This window comes from Brevundimonas sp., assembly GCF_035999125.1.
In the GTDB taxonomy this organism is placed as follows: domain Bacteria; phylum Pseudomonadota; class Alphaproteobacteria; order Caulobacterales; family Caulobacteraceae; genus Brevundimonas.
Genome location: NZ_DASYGX010000013.1, coordinates 140872 through 156114 on the forward strand (window position 1 = coordinate 140872; position 15243 = coordinate 156114).

At 70.6% G+C, this 15243-nt stretch carries 17 protein-coding genes; 12 read left to right on the forward strand and 5 right to left on the reverse strand.

What is annotated here, in order from left to right; translation table 11 throughout:
- The first annotated feature begins 14 nt into the window (after positions 1-14).
- From VGN45_RS11980 to VGN45_RS11990, 3 genes are read left to right on the forward strand one after another with little or no spacing between them, the layout of a single operon-like run.
- Positions 15-689, forward strand: a complete 675-nt coding sequence (locus VGN45_RS11980) for a DUF6456 domain-containing protein (RefSeq protein ID WP_327462741.1) — start codon at positions 15-17, stop codon at positions 687-689.
- A 9-nt stretch (positions 690-698) separates the two neighbouring features.
- On the forward strand, positions 699-929 hold the full coding sequence (locus VGN45_RS11985; protein ID WP_327462743.1) for a DUF1902 domain-containing protein: 231 nt from the start codon (positions 699-701) through the stop codon (positions 927-929).
- Positions 930-943: 14 nt separating this feature from the next.
- A complete protein-coding gene (locus VGN45_RS11990; RefSeq protein WP_327462745.1) occupies positions 944-1117 on the forward strand; it encodes a type II toxin-antitoxin system HicA family toxin in 174 nt (57 codons plus the stop codon).
- On the opposite strand, the gene VGN45_RS11995 is transcribed toward VGN45_RS11990, so the two are convergent.
- Entirely contained in the window at positions 1114-1542 is a 429-nt protein-coding gene (locus tag VGN45_RS11995; protein WP_327462747.1) for a SufE family protein, read from the reverse strand. The two genes, VGN45_RS11990 and VGN45_RS11995, sit on opposite strands and share 4 nt — an antisense overlap.
- 155 nt (positions 1543-1697) lie before the next feature.
- Here VGN45_RS11995 and VGN45_RS12000 point away from each other — a divergent pair, with 155 nt between their 5' ends.
- Complete coding sequence (locus VGN45_RS12000; protein ID WP_327462749.1) at positions 1698-3398, forward strand: HAMP domain-containing sensor histidine kinase; 1701 nt, start codon at positions 1698-1700, stop codon at positions 3396-3398.
- Positions 3399-3556: 158 nt separating this feature from the next.
- Here the strand turns inward: VGN45_RS12000 and VGN45_RS12005 are convergent, their stop codons facing one another.
- Positions 3557-4402 (reverse strand): hypothetical protein, encoded by an 846-nt coding sequence (locus tag VGN45_RS12005; RefSeq protein ID WP_327462751.1) that lies wholly within the window; start codon positions 4400-4402, stop codon positions 3557-3559.
- Positions 4403-4458: 56 nt separating this feature from the next.
- Here VGN45_RS12005 and VGN45_RS12010 point away from each other — a divergent pair, with 56 nt between their 5' ends.
- From VGN45_RS12010 to VGN45_RS12025, 4 genes are all read left to right on the forward strand, one after another.
- Positions 4459-4785 carry a DUF1491 family protein gene (locus VGN45_RS12010; protein ID WP_327462753.1) on the forward strand — a complete coding sequence of 109 codons (327 nt, stop codon included), beginning with the start codon at positions 4459-4461 and terminating at the stop codon, positions 4783-4785.
- Positions 4786-4902: 117 nt separating this feature from the next.
- On the forward strand, positions 4903-5283 hold the full coding sequence (locus VGN45_RS12015; protein ID WP_327462755.1) for a hypothetical protein: 381 nt from the start codon (positions 4903-4905) through the stop codon (positions 5281-5283).
- 71 nt (positions 5284-5354) lie between these two features.
- On the forward strand, positions 5355-6917 hold the full coding sequence (locus tag VGN45_RS12020; RefSeq protein WP_327462757.1) for a DUF1570 domain-containing protein: 1563 nt from the start codon (positions 5355-5357) through the stop codon (positions 6915-6917).
- Positions 6914-8419, forward strand: a complete 1506-nt coding sequence (locus VGN45_RS12025) for a hypothetical protein (RefSeq protein WP_327462759.1) — start codon at positions 6914-6916, stop codon at positions 8417-8419. Before VGN45_RS12020 ends, VGN45_RS12025 begins: the two co-directional genes overlap by 4 nt.
- Here VGN45_RS12025 and VGN45_RS12030 read toward each other — a convergent pair.
- From VGN45_RS12030 to VGN45_RS12040, 3 genes are all read right to left on the reverse strand, one after another.
- Positions 8407-9546 carry an acyltransferase gene (locus VGN45_RS12030; protein WP_327462762.1) on the reverse strand — a complete coding sequence of 380 codons (1140 nt, stop codon included), beginning with the start codon at positions 9544-9546 and terminating at the stop codon, positions 8407-8409. The genes VGN45_RS12025 and VGN45_RS12030 overlap by 13 nt on opposite strands.
- 51 nt (positions 9547-9597) lie before the next feature.
- A complete protein-coding gene (locus VGN45_RS12035; protein ID WP_327462764.1) occupies positions 9598-9816 on the reverse strand; it encodes a hypothetical protein in 219 nt (72 codons plus the stop codon).
- A gap of 239 nt (positions 9817-10055) precedes the next feature.
- The gene (locus VGN45_RS12040) at positions 10056-10556 is read right to left on the reverse strand and encodes a hypothetical protein (protein ID WP_327462766.1); all 501 of its coding nucleotides are present in this window, start codon (positions 10554-10556) and stop codon (positions 10056-10058) included.
- A 322-nt stretch (positions 10557-10878) separates the two neighbouring features.
- On the opposite strand from VGN45_RS12040, the gene fliQ reads away from it, so the two are divergent.
- The 4 genes from fliQ (at position 10879) to cckA (ending at position 15239) form a co-directional block, all read left to right on the forward strand.
- The gene (gene fliQ / locus VGN45_RS12045) at positions 10879-11142 is read left to right on the forward strand and encodes a flagellar biosynthesis protein FliQ (protein WP_327462768.1); all 264 of its coding nucleotides are present in this window, start codon (positions 10879-10881) and stop codon (positions 11140-11142) included.
- Positions 11143-11916, forward strand: coding sequence for a flagellar biosynthetic protein FliR (gene fliR / locus VGN45_RS12050; RefSeq protein ID WP_327462770.1), 774 nt, complete (start codon positions 11143-11145; stop codon positions 11914-11916).
- Entirely contained in the window at positions 11909-13072 is a 1164-nt protein-coding gene (gene flhB / locus VGN45_RS12055) for a flagellar biosynthesis protein FlhB (protein ID WP_327462772.1), read from the forward strand. Before fliR ends, flhB begins: the two co-directional genes overlap by 8 nt.
- A gap of 109 nt (positions 13073-13181) precedes the next feature.
- Positions 13182-15239 carry a cell cycle histidine kinase CckA gene (gene cckA, locus VGN45_RS12060; RefSeq protein ID WP_327462774.1) on the forward strand — a complete coding sequence of 686 codons (2058 nt, stop codon included), beginning with the start codon at positions 13182-13184 and terminating at the stop codon, positions 15237-15239.
- Positions 15240-15243 lie beyond the last annotated feature (4 nt).

Here is a 15243-nt window from a genome sequence, read left to right on the forward strand (position 1 = left end):
GGGCGCGGAGCTTGATGACCCGGTCCGGCGCGTGGCTGGACGAGATCGCCGGCGGATATGGCCTGCGGCTGGGGCCCGATCGGCGGGCGCGGGTGCATCTGGCGATCGACGAGGCCGTCTTCCGGGAACTGACGGTCGATCCCGGCCTGAAGGTTCGCCGGGGCGGCGGCTGGATCGCACGGACCGGGCCGACGACGGCGCCCGACCGATCCGGTCGCCCGGGCGCCGTCGAGGGAGAGCGGGAGATCATTGAGGCCGACGGCACGAGCCGCCGCCGCCGCGCCAATCTGGCCCCCACCGCCATCGCCTGGCTGGCCACGCGGCGGGATGCTCGGGGTCGGCCCTGGCTCAGCCCTGCGGAGCGGGCCGCGGGCGAGCGCCTGACCCGCGACGCGGAGGCGGCCCAGGCCGGGCCGTCGCTGACCCTGCGCTGGGACGCCCTGCCCCGCTCCGGCTCCGGATCGGCGGCCCGGTTCGAGCCGGAGGACCACGCCCACCGCGCGGGCCGGCGGGTGGAGGCGGCCCTGACCGCCGTCGGTCCGCGGCTGCGCCCCCTGGTCGAGGCCGTCTGCGTTCGCGGCTCAGCCCTGCAGGCCGCCGAAGGCGCGCTTGGCCTGCGCCGCCGCGGCGCCCGCGACCTGCTGAAGGTCGGCCTCCAGGCGCTGGCGCGGCACTATGGGATCGGGTAGTTTCCGAGCATGAACCGAGTGATCGTCGTCAAGGCCAGCTATGATGCGGACGCGGGCGTGTGGATCACCGAGTCCGCCGACGTCCACGGCCTTCGCATCGAGGCCGCGACGCTTGAGGGGCTGATCGCGCGCATTCCTGGGGCCGTTCAGGATTTGCTGGACGACGATCCGGCGCAGGACATCCCGATCGAGATCGTCGCCCACGCCAGCACCCGAGTGTCCGCGAGCCTGGCCGCTTGAGTTATACGAGGGAGGTGAAGCGGCTGCTCACGGCCGCCGGCTGCACCTTTCACCGGCAAGGCCGCGGCGACCATGAGATCTGGTTCAGCCCGATCAACGGCGAACGGTTCACGGTCGACGGAGACATCAAGTCCCGCCACACGGCCAACGGAACCCTGAAGGACGCGGGCCTGCCGAAAGCCTTCTAGGCCGCCCGCGCCGCCTCCTCGCGGATGCGCCCGACCATGCTGTTCAGGCCGTTGGCGCGCTGTCGGGTCAGGGCCGACGGCAGGCCCAGGCGGTCCAGGGCGGCGCGGGCGTCGAAGGCCAGGATCTCGGCCGGGGTCCGGTCGGAATAGAGTTTCAGCAGAAGCGCGACGTTGCCTTTCGACAGGGCGCTGTCGCTGTCGGCGTGGAAGGTCAGGCGGTCGCCGGCCCGCTCCGACGTCAGCCAGACCTGGGCGGCGCAGCCGGGCACCTTGTTGGCCTCGACGCGCGCCGCTTCCGGCAGGGGCGGCAGGCCCCGGCCCAGGTCGATGACGTACTCGATCCGCCCTTCCCAGTCGCCCAGCAGGTCGAACTCCTCGACCAGTTCGGCCAGGGTCGCGTCGATGGAGGAGGTCGGGGCGGTCATGGCGGGGACATAGTCCCCGGGCCTGATCCCCACAATCGGACGGATCGTCCCCGCTTTCGGTTCCCCCGGCGCGGGAGCGCGGTCGCGGCGACTCGCGCGCGTCGCTAACATCGACCCTTGCGCCCGCACCCCGGCGTCACAGAGCTCCGCCCCGTTTGACCCCCGACGCCCCCTCCCTGGAGCCCAAGGCGCCCGCAGCCGGCGACCCCGCCCTGCCCGGCCTGGCGGCCTGGCATGCCGGCTGGGCCGTGGCCGTGGCGGTGCTGGCGCTGGGCCTGCGCTGGTTGGGCGGCGAGGGCGGCCCGGCCTTCTGGGGCCTGCTGGCCTCGGCGGTGCCGGGGCTGATGGGCCTGACCCTGCTGTGGCGCGACGGTCAGGGGCACCGCCTGCTGATTCTGGGCGTCTGGACCGCGGCGGCGGTGGTCGCGGCCCTGCTGGGCGGAGGGCTGGGCGGCGACCTGGCGGGCCTGATGGTCATGCCGGTGGCGGCCGGGCTCTCGCTGGGCGGCGGACGCGGCTTCGGCGCGCGGCTGGCGGCGCTGGGCGCGGCGGGGTCGGCGCTGGCGGTGATCGTCGGCCTGGGCGCGGCGGTCTATGGCGTCAGCCCCGATCCGTCGCCCCTGGTCGCCGCGGGGGCGGGTCTGATAGCCCTGTCGGCCTTCGTCCTGTCGCTGCGGCTGGGGTGGCGGGCGAGGGAGGTGCGGCTGAGCAGCGCGCGCGGCGGGGTGCGCCGGGCCGAGGCCGTGCTGGCCGGCCAGCCGGGCCTGACCCTGATCCTGGATCCCGCCGGCAAGCCGCTGGCCGCCTACGGCGCCGCGCCGGCCGCCCTGCCGATCGAGCCGCTGTTCGAAGGCGGCCTGTTCGCCGCCGTGCATGCGCCGGACCGCACCGCCGTGGTCGCCGCCATCGACCGCGCCTTGACCGGGACGGCCGCGACGGTCCGCTTCGCGCCCCGCGCCGCGCTGGACCGGCGAGTGACCTTGCTGCTGCGCCGGTTCGACGATCCGGGCGCGTCCGGCCCCAGACTGATCGTCCAGGCGTTCGAAACGACCGCGGACCACGCGCGCGAAGTGGCGCTGGACGCCGCGCGGGCCGAAGCCGAGGCCCAGAACCGCGCCAAGAGCCGGTTCCTGGCCAACATGTCCCATGAGCTGCGCACGCCGCTGAACGCCGTGCTGGGCTTCGCCGACATCATGCGCCAGCGCCTGTTCGGCCCCCTGCCCGACCGCTACGCCGACTATGCCGCATCGATCCACGAGGCGGGGGCGCACCTGCTCGACCTGATCAACGACGTGCTCGACGTGTCCAAGATCGAGGCCCAGAAATACCAGCTGACCCCCGAGGTGCTGGACGCGCGCGATCCCGTGGCCGCCGCCATGGCCCTGGTCCGGCCGCTGGCGGACGACAAGGGCGTCAGCCTGACCGGCGTCCTGCCGCCCGAGCCGCTGACGGTCACGGCCGACCGACGCGCGCTGAAGCAGATGGCGCTGAACCTCCTGTCGAACGCCGTGAAGTTCACCCCGCCGGAGGGTTCGGTGACCGTCACGCTGGGCGCCATCGGCCCCTATCTGGAGCTGGTCGTGGCGGACACCGGATCCGGCATCGCGCCGGAGGATCTGAAGCGGCTGGGACGCCCCTTCGAACAGGCGGGCGACGGCGACCAGCGGGCGCGGGGCACGGGGCTGGGCCTGTCGCTGGTGCGGTCGCTGGCGGAACTGCACGGCGGCCGGCTGACGCTGGACTCGACGCTGGGCGAAGGCACCGCCGCCACGGTGCGCCTGCCCGTCGCGGCGCCTGTCTCTGCCCCGGCGCCGGACGGCGGGGCGGAGATCATCCCGATGCCGTCGAGAGGGTGACGCGCGCCTTCCCCGCTCGCCGGGGAAGGTGGCTCGCGGAGCGAGACGGATGGGATGGCTGTCGAAAGAAGATGGGCCGCTGGACGGTCAGCGTGTGGATGCAGCCACCCCATCCGACCGCCTCCGGAGCCCACCTTCCCCGGCGAGCGGGGAAGGACTTACAGCATCCCCATCCGCAGGAACGCCTCGGCGGCGGCCAGGTCGCCGACCTCGAAGGGCGCGCGGGCGACGCTGCCGTCGCGGAAGACGAACTCCACCGCGAAGGCCTCGCGGGGGTCCAGTCCGGCCAGCAGGCGGGCGGCGTACTCGGGGAAGGTCCAGACCTCGCCAGCCTTGGCGCCGGGACGCAGCAGGCCGCGCTCGGCCTCGGTCACGCCCGCCGCCCAGGCCGCGCGGCGTTGGGCCTCGGGCGCGAGGGTCGGGCGGTCGCCGATCCAGGGGTGGGGAAAGCGGGCGCCGTCGCGCATGACGATCCGCGCCGACACCGGACGCGGCTTGCCGACGAAGGAGACCGTCACGCTGAGGCCGGGCCGGCCCCATGCCCGCCCGACGGTCACGGGCGATGCCCCGACGGTGGAGAACTGGGCCAGATTCCAGCGCGTCACGGCGAAGGCGGTGCGATCGACGCTCCAGCCCGCGGTCAGGCCGGGAAACTCCATGCGCGGCGTGCGCGACCAGCCGGCGAAGGCCTGATCGACGCGGCCGGCCACCATCTTCAGCTCCGGGTGCGCGCAGGCGACGGTCGCGGCGCGGTCGCGGGCGCGGCGGGCGGTCTCGGCCGCCTGCACCGCCGTGGCCCCGCCCCGCAGCTGGGCCCCGCGCGCCTGCATCGTCGCCGACGCCAGGGCCGCGCGGACCGGCGGCGCGAACAGGCCGCAGCGCGCGTCGGCCGCCAGCATGAAGGCGCGGTCGTAATGCGGATCGGCCGCCTGTGCCGCGCCGGCGTACAGCGTGACGGCGGCGACCAGGACGGACGCGATGCGGGCTTGGCGGCTCGGCTTCATGAGGCCATAGGAGCACGGGAACCGTTCCGCTCCCGTCATCAATCAAGGTCAATGAATTGCTGATCGCCTCGGACGTCTGGGTCGCGGCCCTGATCCGCCGGGCGGAGCTGGGCGGCGCATCGGCCATGGTCGCCCGCCGCGGCGACGCCCGGGCCGGGGCCGTGCTGGTCAAGGTCTGGAACTCTTCCGAAAGGCGCGCGCGCGTATGGAGCGAGGCCTTCGGCCCCGACGGCGACCGATTGTGGCTTCAGACGATCGAGAGCGACGCCGAGAGCGAAGTCGACGCCTGGATCGAACGTCAGGCCGGCTATGATCCCGACCTTTGGGTGGTCGAGATCGAGGACCGCGAGGGCCGCCACTTCCTGACCGAGAAGGTCGGTTAACCTGCCGGAAAGCATCACACTTTCTTAGCCGCGTTCGTGAACCGGACCGCAAGCGGCGGCGCCTATCTTCATCGATGACGGGCCGACATGAGCCCGACGTGATGGTGGTGGGTTCGCATGCTCTTTCTTCTGAACGACGTCGTGTTCGACCTGGACGAGGCCTGCCCGGTCACGCCCGGCGACGCGCGCCGGTTCGAGAAGCTGGGCTTCGACTACGTCATGGAACTGGGCTGCGAGCTGTTCGCTGAGGATCCGGAGCTGCACCGCAACGATCCGCAGCGCGCGCGCCGCCTGGCCTGGCTGCTGCACGATCGCGAGCCGGGGCTGAACGCCGCCCTGTTCGCCGCGCCCGCGCGCGACTGTCCGCCCGAGCTGGTCGAGCCGCGCTTCTGCGCCCTGCCCGACGCGGTTCTGGCCGAGCTGCACGGCAAGGCCCGTCGCGGCGGCCTGACCCCCGTCGCCGCCGACCTCGCCGTCTGGAACCGTCTGGCCGCCTGACAAGGCCAAGCTTGGCGGCCCGCAAGGGCTGGGGTTAGGGTGTCTCCGGGGCAGTCGCCGGGGGGAAGTCCATGTCCATTCAAATCCTGGCCGCTCGCGCGGCTCGCGGAGGGCTGGCCGCGCTTTGGGCCGCGATCGCCCTCGTCATTCTCGGCGTCCTGTCCGCCGCCGCGCCGGCCCAGGCGCAGTCGCGGTGGAAGGTGGCCGAAAGCCGGAACTTCCTGGTCCACAGCGACGGGCCCGAGCGCGAGCTGCGCGACTGGGTCGCCAAGCTGGAGACCTTCGACTTCATGCTGCGCAGCCGGCTGGGCCTGGACCCGGCCGTTCCGGCGACCCGGCGGCTGCCGATCTATCTGACCGACGCGGCGGGCCTGCGCGTCATCATGCCGGACGCGGACAGAAGGGGCGTCGCGGGCGTCTACATGGCCAATGAGGAAGACACCTACGCCGTCGCCCTGCGTCTGGGCGGAGAGGCGGTGCTGTTCCACGAATACTTCCACCATTTCATGCATCAGAACTTCGCCGCGGCCTATCCGGCCTGGCTGGTGGAGGGGTTCGCCGAATACTATTCGACCGCTGAGGTCCGGGGCGGCGGCGTGATCGAGGTCGGGCGGCCCGATCCGCGCACCCTGGAATGGCTGGCGCGCGCGGAATGGATTCCGCTGGAACGGCTGCTGTCGCAGCGGTTCTTCGAGATCCGGCGGCCCGAGGACCGGGCGACCTTCTATCCCGTGTCCTGGCTGATGACCCACTGGCTGCTGTCGGAGCGGCCCGAGCAGATGGCGGCCTACATGCAGGCCGTCGGGCGCGGCGGCGACCCGGCGCGCAGCCTGGAGGAGGTCACCGGCCTTTCCCTTGTCGAGATCGAGCGCGCGCTGCGCCGGCATCTGCGGGGCTCCATGCCCTATGTGCGGTTGAGCTATGACGTCCCCGCGCCGAGCTTCGAGGTCGTCACCCTGCCCGCGTCGGCCGACGACCTGCTTTTGCTGAACCAGGCGCTGAAGACGTCGTCGACGCCGGAACGTCGGGCCCAGTTGCCGGTCCTGGTGCGGGCGGCGGCGGCCAGGCATCCGGACGACCTGCTGGCCCGCCGCGCCCTGGGACATGCCGAGCTGCACTTCGGCGACCGCGACGTCGGCGAGGACGTGCTTCACGACGTCGTGGCGCGCTGGCCCGACGACGTGGAAGCCCTGCAACTGCTCGCCGCAGCCCACCTGTCCCTGGCCGAAGAGGCCGATGCGCCGGAAGAGGCGGCGGCGCTGACCCGCGAAGCGCGAGGGTATCTGGGGCGCGCGAACGCCGCGCGGCCCAGCGATTACGTCACCGTCGGCCTGCTGGCGCGCAGCCGCATCGGCATGGACGGCTATCCCAGCATGAACGACCTGAACACCTGGATCGTGGCGGTGCAGCTGGCGCCCCAGCTGGCCGAGGCGCGGATCGGCGCGGCGCAGGCCCTGATGCTGGTCGATCGTCAGCCGGAGGCGATCATCCTGCTGCGCCCGCTGGCGGCCGCGCCCCACGGCGGCGGAGCGGCCGAGGCGGCGGGCCGACTGATCGCCGCGGCCGAAGCCGGCCGGCGGACGGCGGACCTGCCCGGGACGCCTGAGGACGCGGAAGAGGAGACGCCGCAATGATCCGTTTCATCCTGCTGATCGTCGCGGCGACGAGCCTGCTCGCCCAGCCGGCCCGGGCGCAGACCTGGCTCAAGGCCGAGAGCGAGCATTTCATCGCCTATTCCGACGGCGGAGAGGGGGCGCTGCGCGCCTTCGTCACCAAGCTGGAGCGGTTCGACCAGATCCTGCGCCTGCGCTTCGGGATCCCGGCCGACCGGCCGACCCTGCGCAAGCTGCCGATCTATCTGGTGTCGCGGCACGACGGGCTGGAAGCGGTGGCGCCGGGGATAGGTCGGGGCGTCGCCGGCTTCTACACGACCAATGAGGAGGACATCTTCGCCGTCGCCATCCGCAACGACGGCGACCAGACGATCCTGCACGAGTACGCCCACCACTTCTTCTTCCAGCACCTGAACGCGCCCTATCCCGGCTGGCTGACCGAGGGCCTGGCGGAATACGTCATGACGGCGCGCATCCGCGACGACGAGTTCATCCTGGGCGAGGCCAACGAGGCCCGCGCCAGCTGGATCAACAACGCCGACTGGCTGCCGATCGAGACGCTGCTGACCAAACGGTTCGGGCAGCTCGACAGCGGCCGGTTCCAGGCCACCTACTATCCGGTCGCGTGGCTGCTGACGCACTGGTTCTTCGCCACGCCGGAGCGGTCGCAGCAGCTGGACGCCTATCTGCGCCTGGTCGCGTCGGGCGTGGGCCCGGCCGAGGCGATCACCCAGGCCACCGGCCTGACCCTGCCGCAGTTGACGCAGGCCCTGACCAGCTATGCGCGCGGCAGCATCTATTCCCAGACCTTTCCGATCGCGTATCGCCCGATCGAGATCACCGTCACGCGAATGCCGGAGTCCGCGCGTGACCTGATCCTGATCGGCCAGCGCATCAAGCGTCCCCTGACCGCAGAACAGCGCACAGAAGCGCTGGAAGACGTGCGCCGTCTGGCCGCGCGCTGGCCGAACGACCCGTTCGCCCTGCTGGTTCTGGGCCACGCCGAACTGCACATGGGCGACGCCGCCGTCGGCGAGACGACCCTGCTGCGCGTGCTGGAGCTGGCCCCGGAGACGGACGAGGCGCTGCAATACCTGGCCACCCAGCGCGTCCGCCAGGCCGAGGAGGCGGAGGACGCGGACCAGAAGCGCAGTCTGCTGGGCCAGGCGCGGGGCTTCCTGTCGCGGGCCTATCGCATCGACCCCGACGACTACTTCACCCTGCTGCTGATCGCAGAGACGCGCGAGGGCCAGGCCGGCTATCCGAACGAGAACGACATGCTGACCTGGGAGGCGGCCTTCGACGGCGCGCCCCAGTTGCCGGCCGTGCGACTGGGCTACGGGCGGGCGCTGATCGCCACGGGCCGCCTGCCGGAAGCCTTCGCCGTGCTGACGCCGCTGGCCAACAGCCCGCACGGCGGCGATGCGGCCGACGCGGCCCGGACCCTGATCGCCGAGGCGCGGGGGGAGGCGCCGCCCCCCGCCGAGGCGGCGCCGGAGGAGCCCGCCGATCAGGCCGGCTGAGGCGCGGTCGGGGTCGGACTTGCGCGGCGGCGCGCCTTGATCCACGCCTTGATGCGGTCCTGAAGCGGGGCGTCGATCAGGAAGTGGAAGGCGAAGGCGAAGCCGACCGCCGCCAGCACGCCCGTGCCCCACAGCGCCCACTGGACCGGCTCGGACAAGCCGAAGCGGGCGACGGCCACGTTGACCGCGCCGAACCAGGCGATGCGCACGACCTCGTTCGAGATGAACATGGAGAAGCTGACCAGCGCGGCCTTCTCCACCCATTTCGACGGGCGGGTGACGGGGATGGCGCCGGCGGCCAGGATGATCAGGCCGATGCAGGCGATCGAGGCCAGGGCGTTCTTGTCGACCCATTGCAGCCCGGCGAAGGCGGCCGTGGCGGCGATCATCGTCCAGCCGGCCAGGCGCGGGGCGATCCAGGCGCGAGAGGCGAATTGCGCCAGGCACATGCCCAGGAAGAACAGCGGCAGGGCGCGGATGAAGCCGTACTTCATCGGCATCTGCCAGACCGGCAGGCCCAGCGCCGCCCAGGTGGCCTCATTGGCCAGAAGATAGACGCCGACGCCAAGGCCCAGCGCCGTCCACGCTCCGACGCGGCTCAGCCCCTTCAGGATCCACGGAAACGCCAGATAGCAGCCGATCAGGGCCGAGATCGACCAGGTCGGCGCATTCCAGCCCAGACCACCGGGGACGCCGAAGCTTTGCACCAGGAAAAGCTGGGCCGGGAACTGGCCCCAGTCGAACCATTCCGGATTGCGCGGCGCCACGCCGGCCGCGGTGCTGAGGATCACGAGCCCCGCCAGCCCCAGCGCCATCATCAGATGCGCCGGCACGACCCGCAAAACCCGCTTCAGCACGAAGTCGCCGGGCGTCATCGCGCCGCGCCGCAGCGCCTCCTGATAGACCCGCATCAGCACATAGCCGCTGTCGATCAGGAAGAAGTTGGTCAGCAGGAAGCCGCCGCGCTCGAACACCGGATGCAGCACCTCCGCCAGTGCATGCGGCCCCGCCGCCTGAAAGTGATGCAGGATGATCAGGAAGGCCACGATGAACCGCAGCGCGTCCAGCCAGCCGCCCCGCGCGATCGGAACCGTCTCATTTCGGGTCGAAATCAGGGCCTGGGCCATGGCGGAACGTCCTTTCGGACGTCACGCCGCAAGGAGCGGGCCGTCAGCGCGTCAGGCCTCCCGGCAGGCCTTCAGGACGAAGAAGGTGCGCGGCAGGGACTCCCGCTGTCCCGAAACCGAGGACGGACCGCCCAGTTGCTCGGCCTGATACCAAAGCGCCCTTCCCAGCTCGGGCGCCGCCAGATATCGGGGCGCGGGATCGTCGCCCTTCGGGAACTCGCCTAGCCAGTCCATATCGTCGGTGAAGGCATAGATGGGGATGGGCGTCACGCTCGCATCGGGTCGCAGAGTTCCGAGCGTCGCTGTAGAGTAACCCTCCCCAGCGTTGACGAGGAAGTCGTAGTCAGCACCTGTGATGCCGGATCGAACACGGATGACGACGCCTCTATCGAGTGCAGAGACATCCAGTATGTAAGCTTCAGCGTGCCGACCTTCATAAGTGGCTTGACCGAAGGGGCACACATCTTGTCCCGACATCACAAGCGATAGAATTCCGACCGTAAACAGCGTCACAGAAACCACCCGTCATAGCCAGCTTCTGTGACATCCACGGGGTCGGATACGCTACCCTCCCCGGCTCGGAAACGATGAAGATCCTGCTCCCAGAGCCAGTTATCCAACCAAGAATAATCTTCAAACTCCACTATGTAGGTTGTGTCGCCCCCGCCAGGTGTGATCGTTTCAACCGGAATTCTGTTCAAGCAGAAGTCCATGAATGAATGAAAAAGCTCCGCCTCGAAATCTGAGTAGTTCCAACCGTCGTGGTGTCTCATATATGCATACTCACCAAAGCTCATATCCGAAGGGATAGTTCCTGATGAACGGCCGGCGGCGTAGCGCGCCTCATATGCAGCCAAGTCTCGAAACATGGCGAATATCTGATTATCGTGATCGAACCGGTCTCCGAGATCGGAATGCCGATCACTCCATGTTCCCTCGGTGTACTGGAACAATCCCCGGGCGCTGCTGGTCGGATTGACCATGTTGCGGCCAAGCGAGGACTCCTGCATCGCGATCTGGACGGGCCAGTTCCACCGTCTCTTCGCTAAACCCGGCCGAGCGCCCAAAGGCGACGATCCGTTCCATTATGGCGCGCTGATCCACCCCAAGTGAGTCATTGGCACAAGGCATCTCGTCATCTCCGATGTAGACTCGCACAATCGAGCATGCTTTCGAGTTTTCAACTCACGGTTCGGTGATGGGCTGCCTTGTGTGTCACGGCCGGGCGACACAGAAGCAGGTGTCCTGATTGGCCCCATCGGCCACCTCCTAACCCCGCATTAACCATGCAGGCGGCAGTTTCTGCCCGGTTCGGTGCGTGCGGAGTGAGCGATGAGCGGGGCGGAAGTTCTGGACGTGGGGCGCGACGCCCTGTGGCTGACGATCCAGCTGTGCGCGCCGGCGCTGATCGTGGCGCTGGTGGTCGGCGTGTGCATCGGCCTGTTCCAGGCGCTGACGCAGATCCAGGAGCAGACCCTGGTCTATGCGCCCAAGATCCTGGCCATCTTCGTGTCCCTGCTGCTGTTCCTGCCGCTGATGGGCGGGCTCTTGGGCGGCTTCATGCGGACGATCGCGGCGCGCATCGCGGGCATGTAGGTGAACGCCTTCGCCGCCGCGGACGAGGTGTGGGCCGCGGCGCTGATCTTCGCGCGGCTGGGCGCCGTGCTGCTGCTGCTGCCCGGCATCGGTGAAAGCTATGTGCCGCCGCGCATCCGCCTGTCGCTGGCGCTGGTGATGACGCTGGCGCTGTGGCCGGTGCTGACGGCCTATCTGCCCCCCCTGCCCGACAGCCTGGGCGCGACCGTCGGCTGGATCATCCGGGAGGTGCTGGTCGGGCTGGCGATCGGGGCGGTGCTGCGGGCCTTCATGACGGCGCTGGCCACGGCGGGCGAGGTGGTGTCGCTGCAGACCACGCTCAGCTTCGCCCAGACGGCCAATCCTCTGCAGGCCCAGCCGGGATCGACCATCGCCGCCTTCCTGACGGTCATGGGGGTGACGCTGATCTTCGCCACCGACACCCACCACCTGTTCATCGCCGGACTGGTCGGCAGCTATCGGCTGATCGCGCCGGTGCAGCCGCTGATCGCGACCGACTTCACCACCCTGGCGGTGCGGACGCTGGGCGAGAGCTTCCTGCTGGGGGTGCAGCTGGCCGGGCCGATCCTGGTCTTCTCGCTGATCCTGAACCTGGGGTCGGGCCTGATCGGCCGGATCATGCCGCAGTTCCAGGTGTTCTTCGCCACCGCGCCGCTGAGCATCCTCGGCGGCCTGGCCATCTTCGCCCTGTCGCTGGGGACGCTGGGCACGGTCTTCATCGACCGCTACCGCGCCCTGGCCCAGGTCTTCGTCACGGGAGGCGCCGGTGGCTGACACGCCGGATCCCGAGTCGAAGACCGAAGACGCCACCCCACGAAAACTTGCGGAAGCCCGCAAGAAGGGCGACGTCGCCCGAAGTCCCGACGTCGGCTCGACCCTGTCGCTGCTGGGCGCGGTGGCGGTGCTGCTGACGCTGGGCGGCGGCTTCGCGTCGCAGATGGCGGGGGACCTTCTGCCCTTCATCGCCTCGCCGCACCGCATGACCGGCGCGCTGGACGCCGGGGCGGGGGTCGAGATCGGGGCGCGGGCGCTGTGGACCGCCGCGCCCTTCATGGGAGCGCTGGCGCTGGCGGTGCTGATCGGCGGAGTCGGGGGAAACGTCGCCCAGTCGGGCGGGATCGTGTTCTCCGGCGAGAAGCTGAAGCCCGACTTCAAGAAGCTGAGCCCCCTCAGCGGGTTTCACCGCATCTTCGGGCCCGACGGGCTGGTGCAGTTCCTCAAGACCTTCCTGAAGCTGATCGTGCTGGGCTTCATCTGCTGGCTGACGATCAAGCCGCACATCGCGGGGCTGGAGACCCTGTCCGCCCTGCCCCCGGCGGCGGTCCTGCCGCTGGTGCGCGATCTGTGCCTGACGCTTGCCGTGTCGGCGATCGTGTTCATGACGGCCACGGCGGGCGCCGACTACCTGTGGCAGCGGTTCCGCTTCGCCAAGCGGATGCGGATGACCAAGGAGGAGGTCAAGGAGGACTTCAAGCAGTCCGAGGGCGACCCCCACGTCAAGGCGCGCCAGAAGCAGATCCGCATCCAGCGCAGCCGCCGCCGCATGATCCAGAACGTGCCCAAGGCGACGGTCGTGGTGACCAACCCGACCCACTATTCCGTCGCCCTGCGCTATGAGCCGGACAAGGGCGACGCCGCGCCGGTGTGCGTGGCCAAGGGCGTGGATGCGCTGGCGCTGCGAATCCGCCAGGTGGCGGCCGAGCACAAGGTGCCCACGGTCGAGAACGTGCCCCTGGCCCGCGCCCTCTACGCCACCGTCGAGGTCGACGAGGTCATCCCGCGCGAACATTTCGAGGCGGCGGCCAAGGTCATCGGCTTCGTCATGCAGTCGCGACGGAAACGCCCTTCTCCCCCCGGGGGAGAAGGTGGGCGGCGGAGCCGCTCGGATGAGGGGGTCGTTGAGCGAACTGATCGACCAAAGATGGAGTGAGCGGCGGCCAGCCCCCTCATCCGTCTCGCTCCGCGAGCCACCTTCTCCCCCGAGGGGAGAAGGCTCGATTTCGTCGTATGCTCCCCCATCCGAATCGGGCGCGCACACCATGACCCCATCCCGCCGTCAGGCCTTCGATCCCCTGCTGATCGTGATGGCGGTCGGCGCCGCCGCGGCGGTGGCGGCGATGGCCTATCCGGCGTTCCGGGCCGATCCGTTCAGCGCGCCGGGGATGATCCTGATCTGCGCGGCGGCGGGGGTGGCGCTGATCGGCCTGTTCGCCTTCGGCCGCCACGAAGCGGTCCAGCGGCCCAGCGGCGACGCGGCGGTGGAAATCCTGGACGCTTTGGCCGAGCCCGCGGCGCTGGTCTGGTCGTCGGGGCAGGTGCTGGCCTTCAACGGCGCCTGGGCCGAGGCGAACGGCGCGACCACCTCCCTGCCCAGGGCGCGCGCGGGCGGGCAGGCTCTGTACGCCGCCTTCGCCGAGGCCAAGCGCGGCGGCGAGGGGCGCGCCATCGTCTCGATCGGGGCGAAGGAGATCGAGGTCGTCATAGGTTGGGCGGGGGGCCGCGCCGGCGAAGGACGCTTCCTGCTGCGCGCCGCGCCCGACGCCCTGCTGGCCCCCGCCGCCGAGCCCGCGCGTCCGACGCCGGCCCGCGCCGACACGGGCGAGGCGCGCGCCATGGCCGCCGGCGCGCCGTTCGGCTCGGCCGTGATCGAGGCGGACGACCTGTTCGCCGGCAAGCTGACCTCCCCCAACGCCGCCCTGGCCGAGCTGACCGGGCCGGCGGCGGCGCGCGACGCGGCCTTCGGCCATCTGTTCGACCCGGCCGGCGTGACCGAGGCGCGGGCGCGTCTGGAGGCGGGCTCTTCCGGTCCCATCGAGCTGCAGCCGCGGGCCCATCCGGAGCGCATCCTGCACCTGTACGTGGCGCCGGAGGGCGAGGGCCGCCGCGTCTGGCTGTTCGACGCCACGGCGCAGAAGTCGATGGAGATGCAGCTCACCCAGGCGCAGAAGATGCAGGCCGTGGGCCAGCTGGCCGGAGGCGTGGCGCACGACTTCAACAATCTGCTGACCGCCATCCAGCTGCAGCTCGGCGGCCTGTTGGAACGGCACCCCGTCGGCGATCCCTCCTATGACGGGCTGAACGAGATCCGCCAGACGGCGGTGCGCGCCGCCGATCTGGTGCGCAAGCTGCTGGCCTTTTCGCGCAAATCGACGGTGCGGCGCGAACGGCTGGACCTGGGCGAGCTGGTGGGCGAGTTCGCGGTGCTGCTGCGCCGGCTGCTGCGCGAGGACGTGCGGCTGGAGACGGATCACGGCCGCGACCTGCCCGTCGTCCTGGCCGACAAGAGCCAGCTGGAGACGGCGGTGATGAACCTGGCCGTCAACGCGCGCGACGCCATGCGCGGCGTGGTCGAGCCGGGCGCCGGCGTGGTCACCATCAAGACGCGCCGCCTGACCGCCGATCAGGCGCGCCAGATGGGCTGGTCCCAGCCGACGACCGAGGCGGTGGCCCTGATCGAGGTGTCGGACACCGGGCCCGGCGTGCCGCCCGAAATCCTGGACAAGATCTTCGAGCCCTTCTTCACCACCAAGGCGGTTAACGAGGGCACCGGCATGGGCCTGGCCACCGTCTATGGCATCGTCGAGCAGGCGGGCGGGCATATCGCCGTGACCAATCTGGACGGGGCCGGGGCGGCCTTCCGCATCTTCCTGCCCGAGGCGGCGGAGGCCGAGCTGGCCGAGACGCCGGTGGTCGAGAAGGTCGCCAAGGCCCCGCGCGACCTGTCGGGCGCCGGGCGCATCCTGTTCGTCGAGGACGAGGCCGCGGTACGCGGCATCGCCGCCAAACTGCTGCGCCAGCGCGGCTATGACGTGATCGAGGCGGCCGACGGCGAGGAGGCGCTGATCCTGGCCGAAGAGCACGCCGGCACGATCGACATGCTGATCTCCGACGTCATCATGCCTGGGCTGGACGGCCCCGCCCTGCTGAAGAAGGCCCGGCCCTTCCTGGGCGACGCGCCGGTGATGTTCATCTCCGGCTATGCCGAGAGCGACTTCTCGGACCTGCTGCAGGACGAGGTCGGCGTCTCCTTCCTGCCCAAGCCGCTGGACATCAAGACGCTGGCGGAGCGGGTGAAGCAGGAGCTGCGGGGCGGGTGAGCCC

Bases quoted from the DNA above. Each gene is read 5' to 3' on its own strand.
- cckA (WP_327462774.1), top strand. From the start codon at position 13,182: ATGACCCCATCCCGCCGTCAGGCCTTCGATCCCCTGCTGATCGTGATG.
- VGN45_RS12020 (WP_327462757.1), top strand. From the start codon at position 5,355: ATGTCCATTCAAATCCTGGCCGCTCGCGCGGCTCGCGGAGGGCTGGCC.
- VGN45_RS11995 (WP_327462747.1), bottom strand. From the start codon at position 1,542: ATGACCGCCCCGACCTCCTCCATCGACGCGACCCTGGCCGAACTGGTC.
- fliQ (WP_327462768.1), top strand. From the start codon at position 10,879: ATGAGCGGGGCGGAAGTTCTGGACGTGGGGCGCGACGCCCTGTGGCTG.
- VGN45_RS12015 (WP_327462755.1), top strand. From the start codon at position 4,903: ATGCTCTTTCTTCTGAACGACGTCGTGTTCGACCTGGACGAGGCCTGC.
- VGN45_RS12025 (WP_327462759.1), top strand. From the start codon at position 6,914: ATGATCCGTTTCATCCTGCTGATCGTCGCGGCGACGAGCCTGCTCGCC.
- VGN45_RS11985 (WP_327462743.1), top strand. From the start codon at position 699: ATGAACCGAGTGATCGTCGTCAAGGCCAGCTATGATGCGGACGCGGGC.
- VGN45_RS12030 (WP_327462762.1), bottom strand. From the start codon at position 9,546: ATGGCCCAGGCCCTGATTTCGACCCGAAATGAGACGGTTCCGATCGCG.
- VGN45_RS12040 (WP_327462766.1), bottom strand. From the start codon at position 10,556: ATGCAGGAGTCCTCGCTTGGCCGCAACATGGTCAATCCGACCAGCAGC.
- VGN45_RS12005 (WP_327462751.1), bottom strand. From the start codon at position 4,402: ATGAAGCCGAGCCGCCAAGCCCGCATCGCGTCCGTCCTGGTCGCCGCC.
- VGN45_RS11980 (WP_327462741.1), top strand. From the start codon at position 15: ATGACCCGGTCCGGCGCGTGGCTGGACGAGATCGCCGGCGGATATGGC.